Origin of the sequence: Oryzomicrobium sp. (genome assembly GCF_036820405.1) — a bacterium.
In the GTDB taxonomy this organism is placed as follows: Bacteria; Pseudomonadota; Gammaproteobacteria; order Burkholderiales; family Rhodocyclaceae; genus Oryzomicrobium.
In genome coordinates, this window is the sequence record NZ_DAISLS010000006.1 from 195,891 (window position 1) to 213,159 (window position 17,269).

At 70.7% G+C, this 17,269-nt stretch carries 17 protein-coding genes; all 17 read right to left on the minus strand.

Going from position 1 to position 17,269, the window contains the following annotated elements:
• Positions 1-4: 4 nt before the first annotated feature.
• Positions 5-1,675: an ArnT family glycosyltransferase gene (locus tag V7Z98_RS07390; RefSeq protein WP_334157528.1), complete on the minus strand. Its 1,671-nt coding sequence runs from the start codon at positions 1,673-1,675 to the stop codon at positions 5-7.
• Between the two features lie 256 nt (positions 1,676-1,931).
• Entirely contained in the window at positions 1,932-2,147 is a 216-nt protein-coding gene (gene rpmE / locus V7Z98_RS07395) for a 50S ribosomal protein L31 (RefSeq protein ID WP_293263815.1), read from the minus strand.
• 110 nt (positions 2,148-2,257) lie between these two features.
• On the minus strand, positions 2,258-3,514 hold the full coding sequence (rho, locus tag V7Z98_RS07400; RefSeq protein WP_293263816.1) for a transcription termination factor Rho: 1,257 nt from the start codon (positions 3,512-3,514) through the stop codon (positions 2,258-2,260).
• A 442-nt stretch (positions 3,515-3,956) separates the two neighbouring features.
• Positions 3,957-4,283 carry a thioredoxin TrxA gene (trxA, locus tag V7Z98_RS07405; protein ID WP_293263817.1) on the minus strand — a complete coding sequence of 109 codons (327 nt, stop codon included), beginning with the start codon at positions 4,281-4,283 and terminating at the stop codon, positions 3,957-3,959.
• Between the two features lie 204 nt (positions 4,284-4,487).
• On the minus strand, positions 4,488-5,804 hold the full coding sequence (locus tag V7Z98_RS07410; protein ID WP_334157529.1) for a cation:proton antiporter: 1,317 nt from the start codon (positions 5,802-5,804) through the stop codon (positions 4,488-4,490).
• A 13-nt stretch (positions 5,805-5,817) separates the two neighbouring features.
• A complete protein-coding gene (gene fabG / locus V7Z98_RS07415) occupies positions 5,818-6,537 on the minus strand; it encodes a 3-oxoacyl-ACP reductase FabG (RefSeq protein ID WP_334157530.1) in 720 nt (239 codons plus the stop codon).
• A 13-nt stretch (positions 6,538-6,550) separates the two neighbouring features.
• Positions 6,551-7,000 (minus strand): 3-hydroxylacyl-ACP dehydratase, encoded by a 450-nt coding sequence (locus V7Z98_RS07420; protein ID WP_293263820.1) that lies wholly within the window; start codon positions 6,998-7,000, stop codon positions 6,551-6,553.
• Positions 6,994-7,833, minus strand: coding sequence for a beta-ketoacyl synthase chain length factor (locus V7Z98_RS07425; RefSeq protein WP_293263821.1), 840 nt, complete (start codon positions 7,831-7,833; stop codon positions 6,994-6,996). The genes V7Z98_RS07420 and V7Z98_RS07425 overlap by 7 nt, the downstream gene beginning before the upstream one ends.
• Positions 7,830-9,029, minus strand: coding sequence for a beta-ketoacyl-[acyl-carrier-protein] synthase family protein (locus V7Z98_RS07430; protein ID WP_334157531.1), 1,200 nt, complete (start codon positions 9,027-9,029; stop codon positions 7,830-7,832). The genes V7Z98_RS07425 and V7Z98_RS07430 overlap by 4 nt, the downstream gene beginning before the upstream one ends.
• A gap of 117 nt (positions 9,030-9,146) precedes the next feature.
• On the minus strand, positions 9,147-9,875 hold the full coding sequence (locus V7Z98_RS07435) for a class I SAM-dependent methyltransferase (protein ID WP_293263823.1): 729 nt from the start codon (positions 9,873-9,875) through the stop codon (positions 9,147-9,149).
• Between the two features lie 8 nt (positions 9,876-9,883).
• The gene (locus V7Z98_RS07440; protein WP_334157532.1) at positions 9,884-10,771 is read right to left on the minus strand and encodes a polysaccharide deacetylase family protein; all 888 of its coding nucleotides are present in this window, start codon (positions 10,769-10,771) and stop codon (positions 9,884-9,886) included.
• Between the two features lie 12 nt (positions 10,772-10,783).
• Entirely contained in the window at positions 10,784-11,512 is a 729-nt protein-coding gene (locus tag V7Z98_RS07445) for a hypothetical protein (protein WP_334157533.1), read from the minus strand.
• Positions 11,513-11,515: 3 nt separating this feature from the next.
• Positions 11,516-13,924, minus strand: a complete 2,409-nt coding sequence (locus V7Z98_RS07450) for an MMPL family transporter (protein WP_334157534.1) — start codon at positions 13,922-13,924, stop codon at positions 11,516-11,518.
• Positions 13,921-14,529, minus strand: a complete 609-nt coding sequence (locus V7Z98_RS07455; RefSeq protein ID WP_293263827.1) for a LolA-related protein — start codon at positions 14,527-14,529, stop codon at positions 13,921-13,923. Before V7Z98_RS07455 ends, V7Z98_RS07450 begins: the two co-directional genes overlap by 4 nt.
• A gap of 51 nt (positions 14,530-14,580) precedes the next feature.
• Positions 14,581-15,516: an LpxL/LpxP family acyltransferase gene (locus V7Z98_RS07460; RefSeq protein WP_334157535.1), complete on the minus strand. Its 936-nt coding sequence runs from the start codon at positions 15,514-15,516 to the stop codon at positions 14,581-14,583.
• Between the two features lie 8 nt (positions 15,517-15,524).
• Positions 15,525-15,860, minus strand: a complete 336-nt coding sequence (locus V7Z98_RS07465; RefSeq protein ID WP_334157536.1) for a hypothetical protein — start codon at positions 15,858-15,860, stop codon at positions 15,525-15,527.
• Entirely contained in the window at positions 15,857-17,266 is a 1,410-nt protein-coding gene (locus V7Z98_RS07470; RefSeq protein ID WP_334157537.1) for an AMP-binding protein, read from the minus strand. The genes V7Z98_RS07465 and V7Z98_RS07470 overlap by 4 nt, the downstream gene beginning before the upstream one ends.
• Positions 17,267-17,269 lie beyond the last annotated feature (3 nt).

Sequence of the window (17,269 nt, forward strand, 5' to 3'; positions counted from 1 at the left end):
GTGGTCAGTCGCGCCGGAACAGGCGCAGACGTTCGCTGCGCTCGCCCGGGCGGTGGCCTTCCCAGACCCGTTCCCAGCCGGGCTGGCTGCGTTCTTCGCCGGGGGCGGTCTGGATCAGCAGCCAGTCGCAGCTTTCCCGGCCGCGCCGCTCGCTCTTCACCGTCCAGCCTGTCTCGTAGCGCACCAGGGCCTTGAGCGTGGGCGGCAGGCGCACCGAGACGCAGGCCGGGGCAGCGTCCGCAGGCATGGCCTGGCGCATGGCGGCAAAGGTGCCATCGTAGCCCCGACCGTATTCGAGCCAGGGCAGCCACAGGGCCACCAGCAGCACCCACACCAGGGTCAGGCCGGCCAGCCAATGGGTCGGGCCGCGGAACAGGGAACGCTCGGCGGTGGTGCGTATCTGGGAGGCCCGGTACAGCAACCAGCCCCACATCGCCGTTACCGCCAGGGCCAGCGCCAAGCCGGACCATGAGACTTCGGCGGTGAATCCGGGGGTGAGGCGGTGCAGGGTGCGCACCAGGGGTTCGGGCCACTGGACCACCATGGCGGTCCAGCCGAGCCAGATGTAGGCGGCGGCCAGGGTGAAGGTGATCACCGCGAACCAGGAATAGGCCGCCGCAGCCCCCTTGCGCAGCCGGGTGGCCTCCAGGGCGGCCAGGGCAGTGAGGGGGACGTAGAAAATCAGGGCGTCAGGGGCCTGGGTGGCGGCCCAGGCATGGACCAGCAGGTTGCCGACGAGCAGCACCAGGGGCAAGGCAACGACCGGACTGGCCAGGGCATGGCGGCGGCGCCACAGGGTCCAGCCCGCCAGGGGCAAGGGCACCCAGGCGAACCAGGCGAGCAGGGCCAACAGGTCGAGCAGATGGCGCGGGCCGCCGCCGTCGTTGAGGCTGGCCAGATCGGCGGCCTGCCAGGCAGAAAAACGGTTCGGCGCGTATTCGGCCAGGGGGGCGAGCCACAGGGCGGCCAGGCCCGCGCCCAGGGCCAGGGCTGTGAGCAGGGCGGCCAGGGCGGGCAGGCGGGAAGTCTTGGGGGCCGGCTGGGTTTCGGCGAGCCAGGCCGGTACGTGGGGGCGCGGCGGGGGAAAAAGGGGAGCGGCAGCCAGCAGCAGGGCCACCGGCAGGGTGCCTTGCAGGCCGCCGGCCAGGTAGGCGCCGCCCAAGGCCAGGCCACCCGGGGCGAGGCCGCGCCAAGGTTTGTCGATGAGCAGGGCGGCGGCCCATAGGCCCAGGGCCTGGGCAGCCATCACCGCCAGTTGCGGCTGGGCCTCGTGACCATGCACCACCAGGCCGATGCCGCCCAGCAGCAGATAAGGCGTGACCCGCTCCGCCTCCTTGTCCCGGGTGCGCCGGGCCAGCATGGCGAGGCAGGCCAGGGTGAGGCCGAGCCAAAGCAGGTTGGTCAGGCGTACGCCGTTGTGGAAAGCGGTGAACGGCGCGAGCAGGCTGCCCGCCAGGGCGGCGACCCAGTGGTAGAGAGGGGCTTCGTTGAAGGCCGTGTCGGCCAGCCGGGGGGCGTACCAGGGCGCGCCCTGGGTGAATTCCCAGGCGACACCCAGGTGGATGGCGTCCTCGCCCTTCCAGGGGGCGGGGCCCACCAGGCCGGTGACGAGGAACAGGGCTGCCAGGAGCAGCAGGGCGGGCCAGGGCAGGGGCAGGTAGGGGCGTTGCGGCATCCTGGGAACGGTGAGTCCGGAAGGGAAGGGATTTTACGGGTTCGCAGCCGCCCGGCGGAAAAAATGACGGCGGGAAACGGAGGCGCCGGCGCTGGCGGACCGGGGCGCCGGACAGTCCAGTGGGCGATGGTGCGGGGTCGGCCTGATCCGTGCAGGCATGGGCCGAAGCTGTGGCAACGACGCCAGGGCAACAAAAAAGGCAGCCCGCGGGCTGCCTTTTTGCGATCGGGCCGGGCGAACGCCGGCGATCTCGCCCTTAGGCGGAGCGGCGCAGGCCACCGAACTTCTGGTTGAACTTCTCGACGCGGCCAGCGGTGTCCACGATCTTCTGCTTGCCGGTGTAGAACGGGTGGCAGGAGGAGCAGACTTCCACGTGCAGGGGCTTGCTCATGGTGGACTTGGTGGTGAAAGTGTTGCCGCAGGAGCAGGTCACTTGCACGTCGTTGTATTCGGGGTGGATACCGGCTTTCATTTTGAATCCTTTCATGCGTGGTCGGCGGTTTTGGCCGGCCAATGAAAAACGAAGATTATGGCGGAACGACCGGGAAAAAACAAGCAAATTCAGGGCTTGCGGATCGATGGTCAGCGCCGCATGGCGTCGAAGAACTCGTCGTTATTCTTGGTCTGCTTGATCTTGCCGAGCAGGAAGTCCATGGCTTCCAGGTCGTCCATGTTGTAGAGGACCTTGCGCAGGATCCACACCTTTTGCAGCACGTCCTGCTTGAGCAGCAGTTCTTCGCGGCGGGTGCCGGAGCGGTTGAGGTTGATGGCCGGGTAGATGCGCTTTTCGGCCATGCGCCGGTCCAGGTGCACTTCCATGTTGCCGGTGCCCTTGAATTCTTCGTAGATCACCTCGTCCATGCGCGAGCCGGTGTCGATCAGGGCGGTGGCGATGATGGTCAGGGAGCCGCCTTCCTCGATGTTGCGGGCGGCGCCGAAGAAGCGCTTGGGCTTTTGCAGGGCGTTGGCGTCCACGCCGCCGGTGAGCACCTTGCCGGAGGTCGGCACCACGGTGTTGTAGGCCCGGGCCAGGCGGGTGATGGAATCGAGCAGGATGACCACGTCTTTCTTATGCTCGACCAGGCGCTTGGCCTTCTCGATCACCATCTCGGCGACCTGGACGTGGCGGGTGGCCGGCTCGTCGAAGGTGGAGGCCACCACCTCGCCGCGTACGGTACGCTGCATCTCGGTCACTTCCTCGGGACGCTCGTCGATGAGCAGCACGATCAGTTGCACGTCCGGATGGTTGGCGGTGATGGCGTGGGCGATGTTTTGCAGCATCACCGTCTTGCCCGACTTGGGCGGCGCCACCAGCAGGCCGCGCTGGCCCTTGCCGATGGGGGCGATCATGTCGATCACCCGGCTGGTGATGTTCTCGTCGGAGCGGTTTTCCCGCTCCAGCCGCAGCATCTTGTTGGGATGGAGCGGGGTCAGGTTCTCGAAGAGGATTTTGCTCTTGCAGACCGCCGGGTCCTCGCCGTTGATCTTGTCCACCTTGACCAGGGCGAAGTAGCGCTCGCCGTCCTTGGGGGTGCGGATCTCGCCCTCGATGGAGTCGCCCGAGTGCAGGTTGAAGCGGCGGATCTGGGACGGGGAGACGTAGATGTCGTCGGTGCCGGCCAGGTAGGAGATGTCCGGGGAGCGCAGGAAGCCGAAGCCGTCGGGCAGGACTTCCAGACAGCCGTCGCCGAAGATGCTCTCGCCCTTCTTGGCCTGGTGGCGCAGCAGGGCAAAGATCAGTTCCTGTTTGCGCAGCCGGTTGGCGCCTTCGATGCCGTAGCCGGCGGCCATTTCGAGGAGCTGGCTCACATGGAGCGCTTTGAGTTCGGAGAGGTGCATAAGGTTGGAAAGGGAGCGGGAAGGGCCGGCGGACGGTCGATCGGGCGGAGCGCTGGCAGGCGGGGCGGACCGTTGGGCGGTCGCGGCCTGGGATCAGGCGTGGGTGACGGACGCAGGATTGCCGGAGGGGCCAGAAAGGTTAGAGGCAGCCAGAATCGGGCGGAATCGTAACGGAACCGGTGGGGCGCGGAGCGCCGGAAAAGATCGGAGGTGGGGAAAAGCCGAAAATTTCAGGAGGATTGAGGCAGGCCGGGGTGGCCGGCGGTGCTTCGGCAGCGCCACGAGAGCGGCTGCTGGGGCCCGGGTCGCGGTGCCGCGCTGGTGGCGGTGCGACGGCGCGGTTGGCGCGGACTACTTTGGGGCGAATTGCTTTTCGGTCTTCTGGACAGTCCGGCGGGCAAGAATCACTGCCGGACTGTCATTGCGTTGCAGCGTAGCGGCTTTACAGGGTGCTGTCAATGAACGCGGTGAGTTGCGACTTGGACAGGGCGCCGACCTTGGTGGCTTCGACGTTGCCGTTCTTGAAGATCATCAGGGTGGGGATGCCGCGGATGCCGTACTTGGCGGGGGTGGCCTGATTCTCGTCGATGTTGACCTTGGCCACTTTCAGCTTGCCGGCATATTCCTTGGCGACTTCGTCGAGGATCGGGGCGATCATCTTGCAGGGGCCGCACCATTCGGCCCAGTAGTCCACCAGCACAGGCTGCTGGGACTGGAGCACTTCGGCGTCGAAGGAATCGTCGGAGACGTAGTGGATGTGTTCGCTCATGAAACGTTTGCCTCGGGAGGGGGAAGAGAGGCGACCGGATGGAAAAGTGGAGCGGAGCAGGGCTCCGGGGGGCCGCCAGAATGCTGAATCAACGAAAACGGATGCTAGCGAAAAAGAAAAGGGAGGGGAAGGGGAAAACCGGCTATGGCGCCGATAGGCGTTCTCCGGTGTTGTTCCCGAGTCCCGGGCACGTATGCCGCCGAGTCAGGCCCGGGCCGGCTTTCCGGGCACCGCCAGGCCGATCCGGGGCAGCCACAGGCGCAGCCCCGGGGTGGTGACCACGGTGCTGACAATGGCCATCAACACCAGCATGGTGAAGGTCTGCTGGGAGATCACCCCCAGGTCGTAGCCGACGTTGATGACGATTAACTCCATCAGGGCCCGGGTGTTCATCATGATGCCGAGCACGCTGGCCTCGTGGTGGTTGAGGCCGCAGGAGCGGGCTGCCAGGTAGGAGCCGCCGAACTTGCCGACGGTGGCCAAGGCGATGATCAGGGCGCACCAGCCCCAGGCGGCCAGGCTGTCCAGGCCGCCGACGTTGGTACGCAGCCCGGTATAGGTGAAGAAGATGGGCAGGAAGAAGACGGTGACGAAGTGGCCGATGCGTTCCTTCCAGGCCGCCACCAGGCCGTGCTCGTCATGCAGGATCACGCCCATCATGAAACCGCCGAAAATGGCGAAGATGCCGAGCTGGAAGGTGGTCATGCCGGCGATGAAGATCGCCGCGATGACGATGCCGAGCAGGTTGTTGTTGAGGCGGAAGCCCTGGCTCTCCTGGCGCTGGGTCCAGCGGATCACCGCCTTCAGCGCCGGGCGCACGGCGAACCAGCTGGCGGCGAAGAACAGCGCCACCAGCAGCACCTTGAGGGCGAAGTCCGGGCCGCTGAAATCGGCCACCGTGAGGGTGGTGACCAGGGCCAGCAGCAGCCAGCCGACCACGTCGTTGATGGCGGCGGCGGCAATGGCGATGACGCCCAGGGGCGTGCGGGTCAGGTCGAACTCGATCATGATCCGGCCCAGGATGGGTAGGGCGGTGATCGAAAAGGCGGTGCCGATGAATAGCGCCGAGGCCAGGGCGTTGGCCCCGGGGTTGAGGATCGGCGCGGCCACGTAACCGAAGCCGGCGCCCAGGGCGAAGGGCAGCAGCAGTCCGGCGGCGGCCACCCGGGTGACGGCGGTGCGGTTGCGCTTTTCGGTGAGATGGCCGAAGTCGAACTCCAGGCCGATCTGGAACATCAAGAGCAGCAGGCCGATCTGGGACAGGATCTGCATTGGCTCCGGCGCCGACGAGCGGAACACATAGGCGAACAGATCCGGGGCCAGCCAACCGAACAGGGACGGGCCGAGCAGGATGCCGACGATGATCTCGCCCACGGCCGCCGACTGGCCGAAGCGCAGCGCCAGGGCGCCGCCCAGCCGGCCGGCCAGGACGATCACCGCCAACTGGATCAGGGTGAAGAAGAGCAGCAGTTCCGTCTTGTGGACCGCTACCTGGTGCACCGCGCCGGCTGCTGCGCTCATGTCAGCGCTCCTTTCAGAGCATTCCGCCGTTGATGGAAACGATCTGGCCGCTGATGTAAGCGGCTTGGTCGGAGCAGAGGAAACCCACCAGGTCGGCCACTTCCTCGGGCCGGCCCTCGCGCTTCATCGGCACCATGCGGGCCACCGTCTCGGCGTCGAAGGCGGCCTCGCTCATCTCGGTGGCGATGATGCCCGGCGCCACGGCGTTGACCGTGATGCCCCGGCTGGCCACTTCCAGGGCCAGGGATTTGGTGGCCGAGTGCAGCGCACCCTTGGCTGCCGAATAGTTCACCTGGCCCCGGTTGCCGCTCAGGGCGGCCACCGACGAAATGTTGACGATGCGTCCCCAGCGGGTGCGGATCATCGGCATCAGCACCGCCTGGGTGACGTGGAAGAAACCGTTCAGCGAGACGTCGATGACGTCGTGCCACTGGGCTTCGGACAGGCCGGGAAAGGGCGCGTCGGCGTGGATGCCGGCGTTGTTCACCAGCACCTGGATGGGGGCCTCGTCGCACAGGGCCTCCAGGGCCGCCCGGGTGGCGGCGCCGTCGGTGACGTCGAACACCAGCACGCCGGCGCTGCCGCCGGCCGCCGCGATCTCGCCGGCCAGAGCGTCGGCACGATCCCGATTGCGGTTGGCGTGGATGACCACGTGGTAGCCGTCCCGGGCGAGGCGGCGGCAGATGGCGGCGCCGATGCCGCCGCTGCCGCCGGTGACGAGGGCTCGTTTCATGGCTGTTTTCCGATCAAGAAGTCAGGGCGCCGCTGTCGAGCACCACGGCGGCCCGGCCGCTGGCCACCGCGGTGGCGCCGGCGGCAACGGTGAAGGCGTAGAGCACGTTGTTGCCGTCGCCGGAGATGCGCTCGGCGCGAATCTCCAGGTCGCCGGTCAGATCGTCCAGGCGGGCCACGTCGAGGGTCACGCTGCGTACGCTGGTCAGGTAGCCGGCCCGGGGGCGCTCGGCTCGGTCGCCCGCCCCGGCCAGCAGAGCGCCGTGTACGGCCATTGCCTGGGCGGCGTATTCGATGGCGTTGGCTGCCCCCAGGCGCCCGTCGGCGCGCAGCGGGTTGGCCGGGTCCCGGTGGCTGGTGGCGGTAGCGCGGATCGACTCCCCGTCCCAGGCATCGACCCGGGCGAGTAGGCACATGGCGCCCTGGTGGGGGATGCGCGCGGCGATCTCGTCCCGGGTCAGCATGGCGTGCCGCCGACGTAGGGTTCCACGGTCACCGCCAGCTGGACGGGGGCCAGGTACTCGATCACCGCCCGGCCGGCCTGGCCCCGGGCCAGGAGTTCCAGGAGGGGCAGGCTGCGGGCGGCGGGAATGCCGGTGCGGAGCGCTTCCAGCTCGGGCTGGGCCATGGCCTGGGCGGCCTCGCCGGTCAGGGCGACGCCGATGCGGGCCAGGGTGCGGGGGCCGGGCGCCGGGGCGAGCACCAGGGCCACGCCGAAGCAGCCGGCGATCGGCCGGGCGCCTTGCAGGGGCTCGGGGTAGGGGGCGTCGTAGGCGATCAGGGTGTTCGGCGTGCCGTCCGCCGCCACGTGGGCCAGGGATTCGAGCAGGCCGGCGGCGAAGCTGCCGTCTAAGGCGCAGAGCACGTCGGAGGTGGCCATGGCGCCGGTGGCGATGCCCCAGTAGCCGGCCGGGGCGTTGTGCACCGAGTTGTGGAAGCGGGTCGGCGACACGGTGCGGTCGTCGGAGGCCAGCACCTCGCACAGGGCGTGGCAGTTGTCGCCGTCGCCGCTGGAGGCGGCGAACACGGTGGCCATCCGGGCCGGGTCCTGGCCGGCGGCGGCCAGGGCTTCGAGGCCGATGGCCAGGGCCAGCTTGACGCTCTTGCCGGTGCGGCGCCGCTCCGCCGGGGGCAGGCCCTCCGGGGCGGGCAGGACGGCGGGGGCCGGGGCGTAGGCTGCGGCACCGGCCAAAACGGCCTGGGCGCCGGGCCAGTCGGCCAGGCCCGGGCCGAGCAGGCCGATGCCGTCCAGGTAGGCGGTGAGGGTGACGGGCATGGCGGTTTCTCGGGTGCTCATCGGGCGTCTCCCCGGGCGAAGACCAGGCTGCAGTTGGTGCCGCCGAAGCCGAAGGAATTGGATAGCACCCGGGCCACCGGCGCGTTGCGGTTGGCCAGCAGGTAGTCGATGGGGATGGCCGGGTCCGGCGTGGCGGTGTTCACGCCCCCGGGCATCAGGCCGTGGGTCAGGGCCAGGGCGGCGATCACCGCTTCCAGGGCGCCGGCGGCCCCCAGGGTATGGCCGGTGTGACCCTTGGTCGAGCTGGCCGGCACCCGGTCGCCGAACAGGGCGGCCACGGCCTTGCCCTCGGCGGCGTCGTTGCTCGGCGTGGCGGTGCCGTGCAGGTTGATGTAGTCGATGTCGCCGGCCGCCAGCCCGGAGGTGGCCAGGGCCTGTTCCATGGCCAGGCGGGCGCCCAGGCCCTCCGGATGGGGGGACGACATGTGGTAGGCGTCGCTCGATTCGCCGATGCCCGCCAACAGCACGTCGTTGCCGGCGGGGGCGGCCGGCACCCGTTCGAGCAGGGCGAAGGCGGCGGCTTCGCCGATGGAGATGCCGTCCCGGTCGGCGTCGAAGGGACGGGCCGGCCGGGGCGAGAGCAATTCCAGGGAGTTGAAGCCGTACAGGGTGGTGAGGCAGAGGGAATCGACGCCACCGACGATGGCCGCATCGATCAGCCCGGCCTCGATCATGCGTCGGGCCGAGGCGAACACCTTGGCGCTCGACGAACAGGCCGAGGACACTGCCACCGCCGGGCCGGCCAGGTCGAACCAGGCGCGCACGAAGCCGGCCACCGAGTAGGTGTTGTGGGTGGTGCGGTAGATGAAGTCGGCGGGCAGGGCGCCGCTGGCAGGGTAGCGGCGGCGGTAGGCCTGCTCGGTCTGCAGGATGCCGGCGGTGCTGGTGCCGAGGAACACCCCGATCCGCTCCCGGCCGTGGCGGGCGATGGCCGCGTGTACTGCCTCGGCGAAGCCGTCCTGCCGGAATCCCAACTGGGCCAGGCGGTTGTTGCGGCAGTCCCACGCGGCTAGATGGCCGGGCAGGCGCTCGTCGTCCACCCCGGCCACCTCGCCGATGGCGGTGGGCAGGTCGATGGTCTCGAAGGCGCAGGGCACCAGGCCGCCGCGCCCGGCGCGCAGGGCGTCCAGGGTGGCGTCCAGGCCGGCGCCCAGGCAACTGGTGGCGGTGTAGCGGGAAAGGAGCAGGGGAGTCACGGACGTCGTGGCCTAAGGGGGCTATGGGGGCGGAGGGTAGGGGGCGGCGGCAGGTAGTGTCGGCGCAAACCGGCGGATTTTAACAAAGATGGATAACCGGCCGGCTGCCGTCCCGGTTCAGGGGCGGCGGGCGGACAGCAGCACGTTGGCGAACGGGGTGCCCTGGCTCATGGGGCGGACATCGACGGCGAAGCCCAGGTTTTCCAGGGCGGCGACCCAGGCCCGCAAGGGGCGGCAGTAGAGCCGCGACAGACGATGGCCGCGCACGAAGGTGACGAGAAGATCCACCGCGTTCGTCACCGCGAAGCGCCAGCCCGCCTCGGCATCCCCCACCCGCAGCAGCAAGGCGCCGCCGGGGGCGAGGCAATCCCGCACCCGGCGCAGTACCACGTCCTGGGCGGCGTAATCGACGTAATGCAGCACGTCCAGGATGACCACCGCGTCGCTGTCCGGAAACGCGGTGACGCAAATGTCCCCCTGGAGCACTGTGGCCGGCACCGGATGGTCGTGCAGGGCAGCGAGGGCCCGGGTGACGTCGGTGGGCATCAGTTCGACCCCGGTGTAGGCGGTGAGAACGGGGGGCGGCGCCCAGCCGGTGGGCCAGTCGCCGCTGTCGTGGCACTGCCGGGCGCTGTGCAGCCAATGGCAGAGCAGGCTCTGGCCGCTGCCCAGGTCGAGCAAGCGCAGACCGCTGGCAGGGCGGGGCAGCAGGCCGTCGCGCAGCAGGGCGGCAAAGGCCGGGTCTCCGCCGAGCTTGCCCCGGGCAAAGTGCCAGGCGAAGGCGCCGGCGGCGCGGAAGGCGTGGGTGGCCTGGTCGATCAGGCGGGTGGTAAATGCGTCGCGCATGGCGGCGTTCAGGCGAAGGAAGAAGAAAGAGGGGCGGCGGGCCGTTGTGCCGGAATGGCTGCATCCAGGGTCACCGGGGTCAGGCCCTGGGCAGCAAGGGCGTCGAGCAGGCGGGGCAATACCGCCAGCACCACCGGTTCCCCGTCCGGTCCGGGGGCGGCGTTGCCGTCGTGGAGCAGCAGGATGTCGCCGGCGGCCAGATTGCGGGTCAGGCGGGCGAGCACGGTGGCGGCGTCGCCGCAGCGGGTGTCAAAGCCGCGCCGGGTCCAGGTCGCCAGTTCCAGGCCGCAGCGGGCCAGCACCGGTTCGAGGAAGGGATTGCGCAGGCCGGCCGGTGCGCGGAAGAAGCGGGGTGAGCTGCCCGCCAGGGCGGCCAGGGTGGCCTGGGCGGCGCCGACTTCCCGGGCGAGGCCCCGGGGCCCCAGGGTGGAAAAGCGCAGGGGGTGGCCCTGGCTGTGGTTTTCCACCCGATGGCCCCGGATGGCGATGGCGCGCACCAGGTCGGGATGGGCCGCAGCCCGGTCGCCGATGCAGAAGAAGGTGGCCCGGGCGCCGTGGCGGTCGAGCAGGTCCAGGATGCGGGGGGTGACGGCCGGGTCGGGGCCGTCGTCGATGGTCAGCGCCACTTCGCCCCGGGCGGCGGCGGCGGCCGGCAGGCGCCGGTGGTTGGGCCCCAGCAAGGTACTGCGCGGCCACAGGCCGGTGGCGCAGAGAATGGCGTGGTCGAGGACGAACAGGGCCAGCCCCCACCCCCAGAAGGTCCAGCCCAGGCCGAGGAAGGGGGTGAGCAGCAGGGCCAGGCCCAGGGCAGCGTGCAGCGCCAGGCTCAACAGGACCAGGGGCGTGGGGCGCCAGGGGCGCGGTACGGGGGCAGACGGCAAGGGCGTGGTGGACATGCCGGGAGCCTGTCAGGCGGCGGCGCCGAGGGCGGGGCGGGTGGCCAGGCCCAGGGCATCCCGGTCGAGCAGACCCTGCCACAGGGTCCGCCAGGTGGGCCAGTCGTGGCCGCCGGCCACGGCGAGCACCCGTTCGGCGGGCAGGGCGTCGGCCATCAGGCGGTGGCCGGCTGAAAAGCGGTCGTCCCGTCCGTAGCCGAGGTGGAGCGGCAGGGCGGTGCGGTGGCCGCCCGGGTTGCCATAGCCCTTCAGCCAGGCCCAGACCTGGAATTCCACATCGTCCTCGCCCAGGGCCGGCGGCGTCCAGCCGGCCACGCCGCCTACGGCGGCGATGGCGCCGGTGATGGCTCGGTTGCCCAGGTAGGGCGCCAGGGCCAGCACCCCGTCCGGGGCGGCTTCGGCTGCGTTTTCGTGGCGGGCGGCGTAGGCCAGGCTGGCCAGGCCACCCAGGGAAATGCCCACCAGCCAGATATGCCGGTAGCCGCGCTGGCGGGTGGGGTGCATCAGGTCGTCGCGCAATTGCTTGAACACGGCGCCGTCGCTGTACAGGCTGACCGGGGCGTCGGCCAGGGCCAGGTCCAGGGGGAGGCGCCGTTCTTCCACCGCCGCGGCGAAGCCTTCCCGCAGGAAATCCTCCGGGGTGCCGTAGGCGCCGGGCAGCAGGATGGCCAGGGTGTCGGCCCCGGGGGGCAGGGGCGCCGGGGATGGCGCATGGCCGGGGCTGACGTAGAGGGCGTCCACGGTTCAGTCGGCCTTGCGCTGGGCGAGGATGGCCGAAAAGACCAGGGCCAGCACCACGCCGGGGCCCACCGTGGCGCCGACGGCCTTGAGGATGGGCACGCTGGACAGCCCCAGGACGCCGAAGCCGGCCACGGTGGTGACGTTGGCCAGCACGATGGAGGCCAGGGTGCGCGGCGCCAGGGTGCCCTGGTTGAAGAACAGGGCGTAGTTGGAACCCACCGCCACGATCAGCAGCAGGCCGATCAGGTGCAGGATGGTGAGCTGCTGGCCGGCCAGCAGCAGGCCGGCGGCGACGATGGCCACGGCCGCCGCCAGGGGCAGCAGCACCTGGATAACGCGGCGGGCCGAACGTAGGGTGGCGGCAAGCAGCACGACGATCACCCCGACCCCGGCCAGGGAAAGCAGGATGGCTTCGTGCAGGTAGTTGGCGTAGAGGCCCTGCATCTCGTTCTTCATGTCCACCAGCAGGGGGGCGGCCTGGCCCGCCGGCAGCGGCACCTCGGCCAGGGCGGCGCGGATGCGGGGCACGTCCACGTTGCCGGTCTGGTCGCCGGCGCGGGGCGCCTTGAGGGGCAGCAGGACGGTGACCTGGGGGGGCTGGCCATCCGCCTCGGCGTGGCGGACCAGCATGGAATCCACCGCCAGGGCCAGGGACGAGCCTTCCAGGTCGGCCCGGGTCAGGGGGGGCTGGCTGCGGGCGGCAGCCACGTCGGCGATGAAGGGGGCGAGCCGCTCGGCGCGCAGCGGCTGGTCGGCAAGGGCGGTAGCGAGGCGGCGGCGCAGTTCGTCGCTCTCGGGCAGGCTGGCCAGGCGGTGGTTCTGGGTGGCGCGGCTGGGCAGGAAGCGGGCCGGGCTCTCGAAACCGGCCAGCACGCCGGCATCCACCAGCCCGTTGAGCCGGTCGCCGACGCCCTCGGCCAGGCGCAGGGCGCTCTCCTCGTCCCGGGCGGACACCACCACCAGGTAGCGCACGTCCGGGGCGCCCAGGTCGGCGCGCAGTTCGCCATCGAGCCGCTGGTCGGCCTCGGCTACCGGCGAAAGAACGCCCAACTCCCGGTTCCAGATATGGTCGTGGTGCTGGCCGACCACCACCAGGGCGGCCACGGCCACGGCCAGCAGGGGCCAGCGCAGCGCCGGCGCCCGGCTTACCAGGCCGCCCAGGCGCAGCCCCAGGGGGGTAACGTCGCGGACGCGGAAGTTGCGCGGCAGCAGGTGGGGCAGCACGTAGCGGGTGATCAGGGCGGCGGCCAGCAGGCCGGCGATGGAGTAGAGCCCGAGCTGGGCCAGGCCGGGGAAGCCGGAGAAGAGCAGGGCGGCGAAGCCGCTGGCAGAGGTCAGCACTCCCAGGCGGATGGTGGGCCAGAAGGATTTCACCCAGCCCGCGTCGGCCCCGGCGCCGGGCTCGCGTTTTTCCGACTGGACGAACAAGTAGATGGCGTAGTCCACCGCCTCGCCGATCAGGGTGGTGCCAAAGCCCAGGGTGATGCCGTGCACCAGGCCGAAGCCCAGGCTCACCGCCGCCACACCGGCCAGGGCGGCGGAGGCCACCGGCAGCAGGCCCAGCACCAGGGCCGGCACCGAGCGGTAGATGACCAGCAGCAGGGTGGCGATGATGGCGGTGCTGATCAGGGACAGGCGGGCCACTTCGTCCTTGATGGTGGCCCGGGACGACACCGAGAACACGCCGGGGCCGGTCATCACCAGCCGGGTTTCCCGGGCGGCGGGGCGGTCCGCCGCCACCTTGTCCTGGGCGGCGGCGAAGGCGCTGTGCAGGGCGGCGATGGCCTGTTCCTGGGCGTCGGTGTCGGAGCCGGCGGCCCGGGTCTGCACCACCAGCAGGGCCCGCCTGCCGTCCCGGGAGGCCCATACCCCGCCCTTGTCGGCGGGGCGCTGGCCGGAATCGAGTTCCGAGAGCAGGGCGACGATCTCGCCGGTGGGGTCCCGGGGCAGCAGGCTCTTCAGCAGCAGCCCGGCGGGGGAGGCGAGCAGGTCGATGCTCTCGGCGATGGCGTCATGCAGGCCGGCGGCGGTGAAACGTTCCGGGGTGACCGCCGGGGAAAGGGCGTAGCGGTGGGCGAAGAGCAATTCCCGGTCCCGTTCCAGGCTCACCGATTCGCCGTTGGCCACCGCCGAGAATTGCTTGTCCTGGCGTAGGGCGGCGCCCAGGGCCCGGGACAGGGCGGCCCGGGTGGGCACGTCGGCGCCTTCGACGCCCAGCAGGATCATGCGCGAGACTACGCCGTCCTTGAGCTGATCCACCAGCACCTGCTGCTCGGCGGAGGGCGTCTTGGGCAGGAAGGCGGTCAGGTCGGCGGTGAAATGGCTGCGCGCGATCACCGCCAGACAGGCGGCGACGAAGGCCAGCCACAGGGTGAGGGCGGCCAGCCGGGGGCGGAAGCCGGCGCGGCTCATGATCCGGGTGCCCGTTCGATGGACATCACCGAGCGGTCCCCGTCGGCCTGGAGGATTTCGATGCTGCGCACGTCGCCCCGGACGCCGGCGATGCTGATGCGCGACACCAGGGCGGCCATCTTCGGGTCGTTGGGCAGCAGGTAGAGGGTCCAGCGTTCCGGCGTGCCTTCCAGGCGCAGGCCGTAGACCCGCTCCAGGGCCTTGCGGTCCCCGGCCAGGGTGCCGCGGATGCTTTCGACGAAGGCGGCCACTTCCGGATAGTCCTGTAGGGCCAGTTGGTGTTTCTGCTTGCCCCGCTCGATGGTCAGCAGCCCGCCTTCGAGCACCAGGGACTCGGGGCGGGGCTTGAGGGTGCGCTTTTCCAGCCGGTCCGGGGCGACGTAGAGCAGTTCGCCGGAAGATTCCACCGGCTTGTCCAGCACCGCTAGGTATTTCTTTTCGACGAACAGGGCCCGGTTGCCCCGGTTCTGGGCCAGGGTCTGCATCAGCTGGCCGAGGTCGAAGGCGGCCAGGGCGGTGCCGGCCGGCAGGGCCAGGCACAGGGTGAGCAGGGCCCGGGAGGCCAGGCGGGCGGGCAGGGGGAGCCGGGAGAAGTGAAGGAGCATCGCAGGGCTCGTCGTATCGTCGTGGGGCGGGAGGGGGCTAAGGGCCAGGGGCTAAGGGATGGCCGGCGTGTCGCGGGGCTGCCAGAAATCGAAGAAGTTGAACCAGTTGTAGGGCGCGCGCCGGCACTGGGCTTCCAGGCAGGCGGAGTAGCGGGCCAGGGCGGCGCGCACGGCCGCGTCCCGGCCGCCGGCGGGAGTGTCGCTGAAATCGGCGATCAATTCGAAGTGGATATGGTAGCGGTTGCCGCCGGTGTGCAGGCCGGCCATGAAGACCACCGGGCGGCGCAGCATGGCCGCCATGCGGAAGGGGCCGAGGGGGAAGGCGGCGGTGCCGCCGAGAAAGGGCAGTTCGACGCAGGCCCCCGCGTCCAAGGAGCGGTCGGCCAGGATGCCGACGACCATGCCCGCATCCAGCCCCTCGCGCACCTTGAGCATGGAATCGAGCCGGCCCAGGGGGATCAGGTTGTGCTGCACCCGGGGATTGATCGCCGAGAGCATGGCGTTGATCTTGCGGGCGTTGTCCTCGTACATGAGGGTGGCAAAGTCCAGGCGCGGGTAGCGTCGGCCCAGGGCACGCACCGCTTCGAAGCTGCCCAGGTGGCCGCCCATGAGGAAGGCGCCGCGGCCGTGGGCGCCGATGTCCTGGATGATGTGTTCGCCGACGATCTCCAGGTCGAACAGGTCGAAGCGATCGTTGATCAGGTAGACCCGGTCGTGGATGGTGGTGGCGAAGGTGTGGAAGTGGCGGTACAGGTCGCCCAGCCGCGGCGGACGGTCGAGCACCCGGGCCAGGTAGTTCCGCGAGGCGCGCCGGGCGGCGGGGGAGAAAGCCAGGAAATAGGCGGCGATCAGGTGCAGCACCAGCCGGGCGGCGGGGCGGCCCAGGCGCAGGGAAATCCAGGTCATGACCCGCAGCCAGAACATGCTGCTGCGTTCCGGCCGGGTGGCCCATTCGGCCCGGGGCGGCGGGGCTGGGGGAAGGGGCATCGGCGCGCTCATGCGTCCGGAGCGACGAGCCAGGTGAGGGCGGCGCTGGCCACCCGGGTGCCGTCGGCGGCGCTCAGTTCCAGACGCACCGTGCCGCCGGCGGCGAGGCTGCCGCTCCAGGACAGGACGAGCTCGGCGTCGCCGCTGCCGGTGGGCAGGCGCACCGGGGCGAGGAACTTGGCCGAGCCGAGCTGAATACCCGCCTCGTCCAGACTGCCCCGGCGGGCCAGGGCACGGATGGCCAGGTCGAGCAGGACTACCCCGGGGACGATCGGATTGCCGGGAAAGTGCCCGGCCAGGGCCGGATGGTCCGGGGCGATGCGCAGCGACAGCGTGGTCGTCATGCGTCGCTCCCGGGGCGCCGGGCGGTTTCCGCCTGGGCCTGGAGGGCGCGCAGGGCGTCCCGGGGCAGCTTGCCGGTGGCGTTGCGCGGCAGGGCGGCCACGAACACCAGGGGGCGGGGCAGGAAGACCGGGTCCACCCGTTCGCGCAGGGCCTGGAGGACGGCGGCGGCGGTGAGCCCCGGGGCGACGACGAAGGCGGTGAGGCGGGTGACCCCGTCCGCGGCCTCCTCGTCGGGCATCAGGAAGGCGCCGTCTGTCACGCCGGGCACGGCGGTGAGCTGGTGGTTGAGGTAGGCCAGGGAGGTGCGCTTGCCGGCGATGTTGATCAGGTCGGCGCTGCGTCCGAGCAGGATGAAGTTCTCGCCGTCCTGCAGATCCAGGATGTCGCCCAGGGGCACCGGCTGGTCCAGGTGCAGGCCGGTGGCGAAGAAGCGGGAGGGTTCCTCCGGGTCGTCGCCGGCCTCGGCGCGGATGGACACGCCGGGGAAGGTCTTCCAGGCCGCGCCGGCGGTGGTGCGCCGGGTGGCGATCTGGCCGGTCTCGGTGCTGCCGTAGATTTCCATGAGGGGGGCGCCGAAGCGTTCCTCGGCTTCCCGGGCCAGTTGCTGGGAGAGGGGCGCGGTGGCCGACAGCAGCAGGTCGGCGGGGGGCACGCTGTCGGCTTCGGCCAGCAGGGAGCGTAGGTGGAAGGGGGTGGTGACCAGCATCCGGGGCCGGGGCACGGCAGCGAGGGCGGCGGCGATGTCGGCCGGATAGAAGGGCCGGCCGCCGTGGAGGGCGCCGCCGGATTGCAGCACCAGCAGCACGGTAGATTCGAAGCCGTACATGTGCTGCGGCGGGACGGTGCCGACGATGGCGGGGGGCTGGCCGCCAAAGGCGCCGGCCAAGTGGCGGGCCTCGGCCCGGGCATTGCGCACCAGGTTGCCCCAGTGCTTGGCGTGGGGCACCGGGGCGCCGGTGGAGCCGGAGGTGAACACGTAGGCAACGCAGCGCCCGTCGGGGATGCGGGGCACCGGCACGTCGGGAAGATTGCCTGTTTCGCCTGCCTCGGCCGAGGCTTCCGGATAGTGGCAGGTCGGTAGGTCGATGGCGCTGTCGGCCTGGTCGGTGAGGCAGAACACGTCCGGGGCGAAATCGCGCATGCGCCGCACCGTTTCCGGCGTGTGGGTGGATGGCAGCAGGCTGATCCGGTCGCTGACGATGGCCGCCGCCAGGGTTACGGTGAAGCGGTAGCGGTCGGCGCAGGTGTTGAGGACGTAGCCGCCCGCGGGCATCGCGGCGGCCACCCGGGCCACGTCGGCAAGGAATTCCCGGACCGGAACGGCGCGCAGGATGCCCGGGGCGGTTTCCCGGTAAGCGATGGTGGCAGCGGGGGAGACGTGGGCGACGAGAGGCGAGGAATCCATGAC

What these genes read in the sequence shown, in the direction of transcription:
- V7Z98_RS07455 (WP_293263827.1), bottom strand. Translation starts at nt 14,529, where the DNA reads ATGCTCCTTCACTTCTCCCGGCTCCCCCTGCCCGCCCGCCTGGCCTCC.
- fabG (WP_334157530.1), bottom strand. Translation starts at nt 6,537, where the DNA reads ATGAAACGAGCCCTCGTCACCGGCGGCAGCGGCGGCATCGGCGCCGCC.
- V7Z98_RS07410 (WP_334157529.1), bottom strand. Translation starts at nt 5,804, where the DNA reads ATGAGCGCAGCAGCCGGCGCGGTGCACCAGGTAGCGGTCCACAAGACG.
- V7Z98_RS07440 (WP_334157532.1), bottom strand. Translation starts at nt 10,771, where the DNA reads ATGTCCACCACGCCCTTGCCGTCTGCCCCCGTACCGCGCCCCTGGCGC.
- rho (WP_293263816.1), bottom strand. Translation starts at nt 3,514, where the DNA reads ATGCACCTCTCCGAACTCAAAGCGCTCCATGTGAGCCAGCTCCTCGAA.
- V7Z98_RS07435 (WP_293263823.1), bottom strand. Translation starts at nt 9,875, where the DNA reads ATGCGCGACGCATTTACCACCCGCCTGATCGACCAGGCCACCCACGCC.
- V7Z98_RS07470 (WP_334157537.1), bottom strand. Translation starts at nt 17,266, where the DNA reads ATGGATTCCTCGCCTCTCGTCGCCCACGTCTCCCCCGCTGCCACCATC.
- V7Z98_RS07450 (WP_334157534.1), bottom strand. Translation starts at nt 13,924, where the DNA reads ATGAGCCGCGCCGGCTTCCGCCCCCGGCTGGCCGCCCTCACCCTGTGG.
- V7Z98_RS07420 (WP_293263820.1), bottom strand. Translation starts at nt 7,000, where the DNA reads ATGCTGACCCGGGACGAGATCGCCGCGCGCATCCCCCACCAGGGCGCC.
- V7Z98_RS07460 (WP_334157535.1), bottom strand. Translation starts at nt 15,516, where the DNA reads ATGCCCCTTCCCCCAGCCCCGCCGCCCCGGGCCGAATGGGCCACCCGG.
- V7Z98_RS07465 (WP_334157536.1), bottom strand. Translation starts at nt 15,860, where the DNA reads ATGACGACCACGCTGTCGCTGCGCATCGCCCCGGACCATCCGGCCCTG.
- V7Z98_RS07390 (WP_334157528.1), bottom strand. Translation starts at nt 1,675, where the DNA reads ATGCCGCAACGCCCCTACCTGCCCCTGCCCTGGCCCGCCCTGCTGCTC.
- rpmE (WP_293263815.1), bottom strand. Translation starts at nt 2,147, where the DNA reads ATGAAAGCCGGTATCCACCCCGAATACAACGACGTGCAAGTGACCTGC.
- trxA (WP_293263817.1), bottom strand. Translation starts at nt 4,283, where the DNA reads ATGAGCGAACACATCCACTACGTCTCCGACGATTCCTTCGACGCCGAA.
- V7Z98_RS07425 (WP_293263821.1), bottom strand. Translation starts at nt 7,833, where the DNA reads ATGAGCACCCGAGAAACCGCCATGCCCGTCACCCTCACCGCCTACCTG.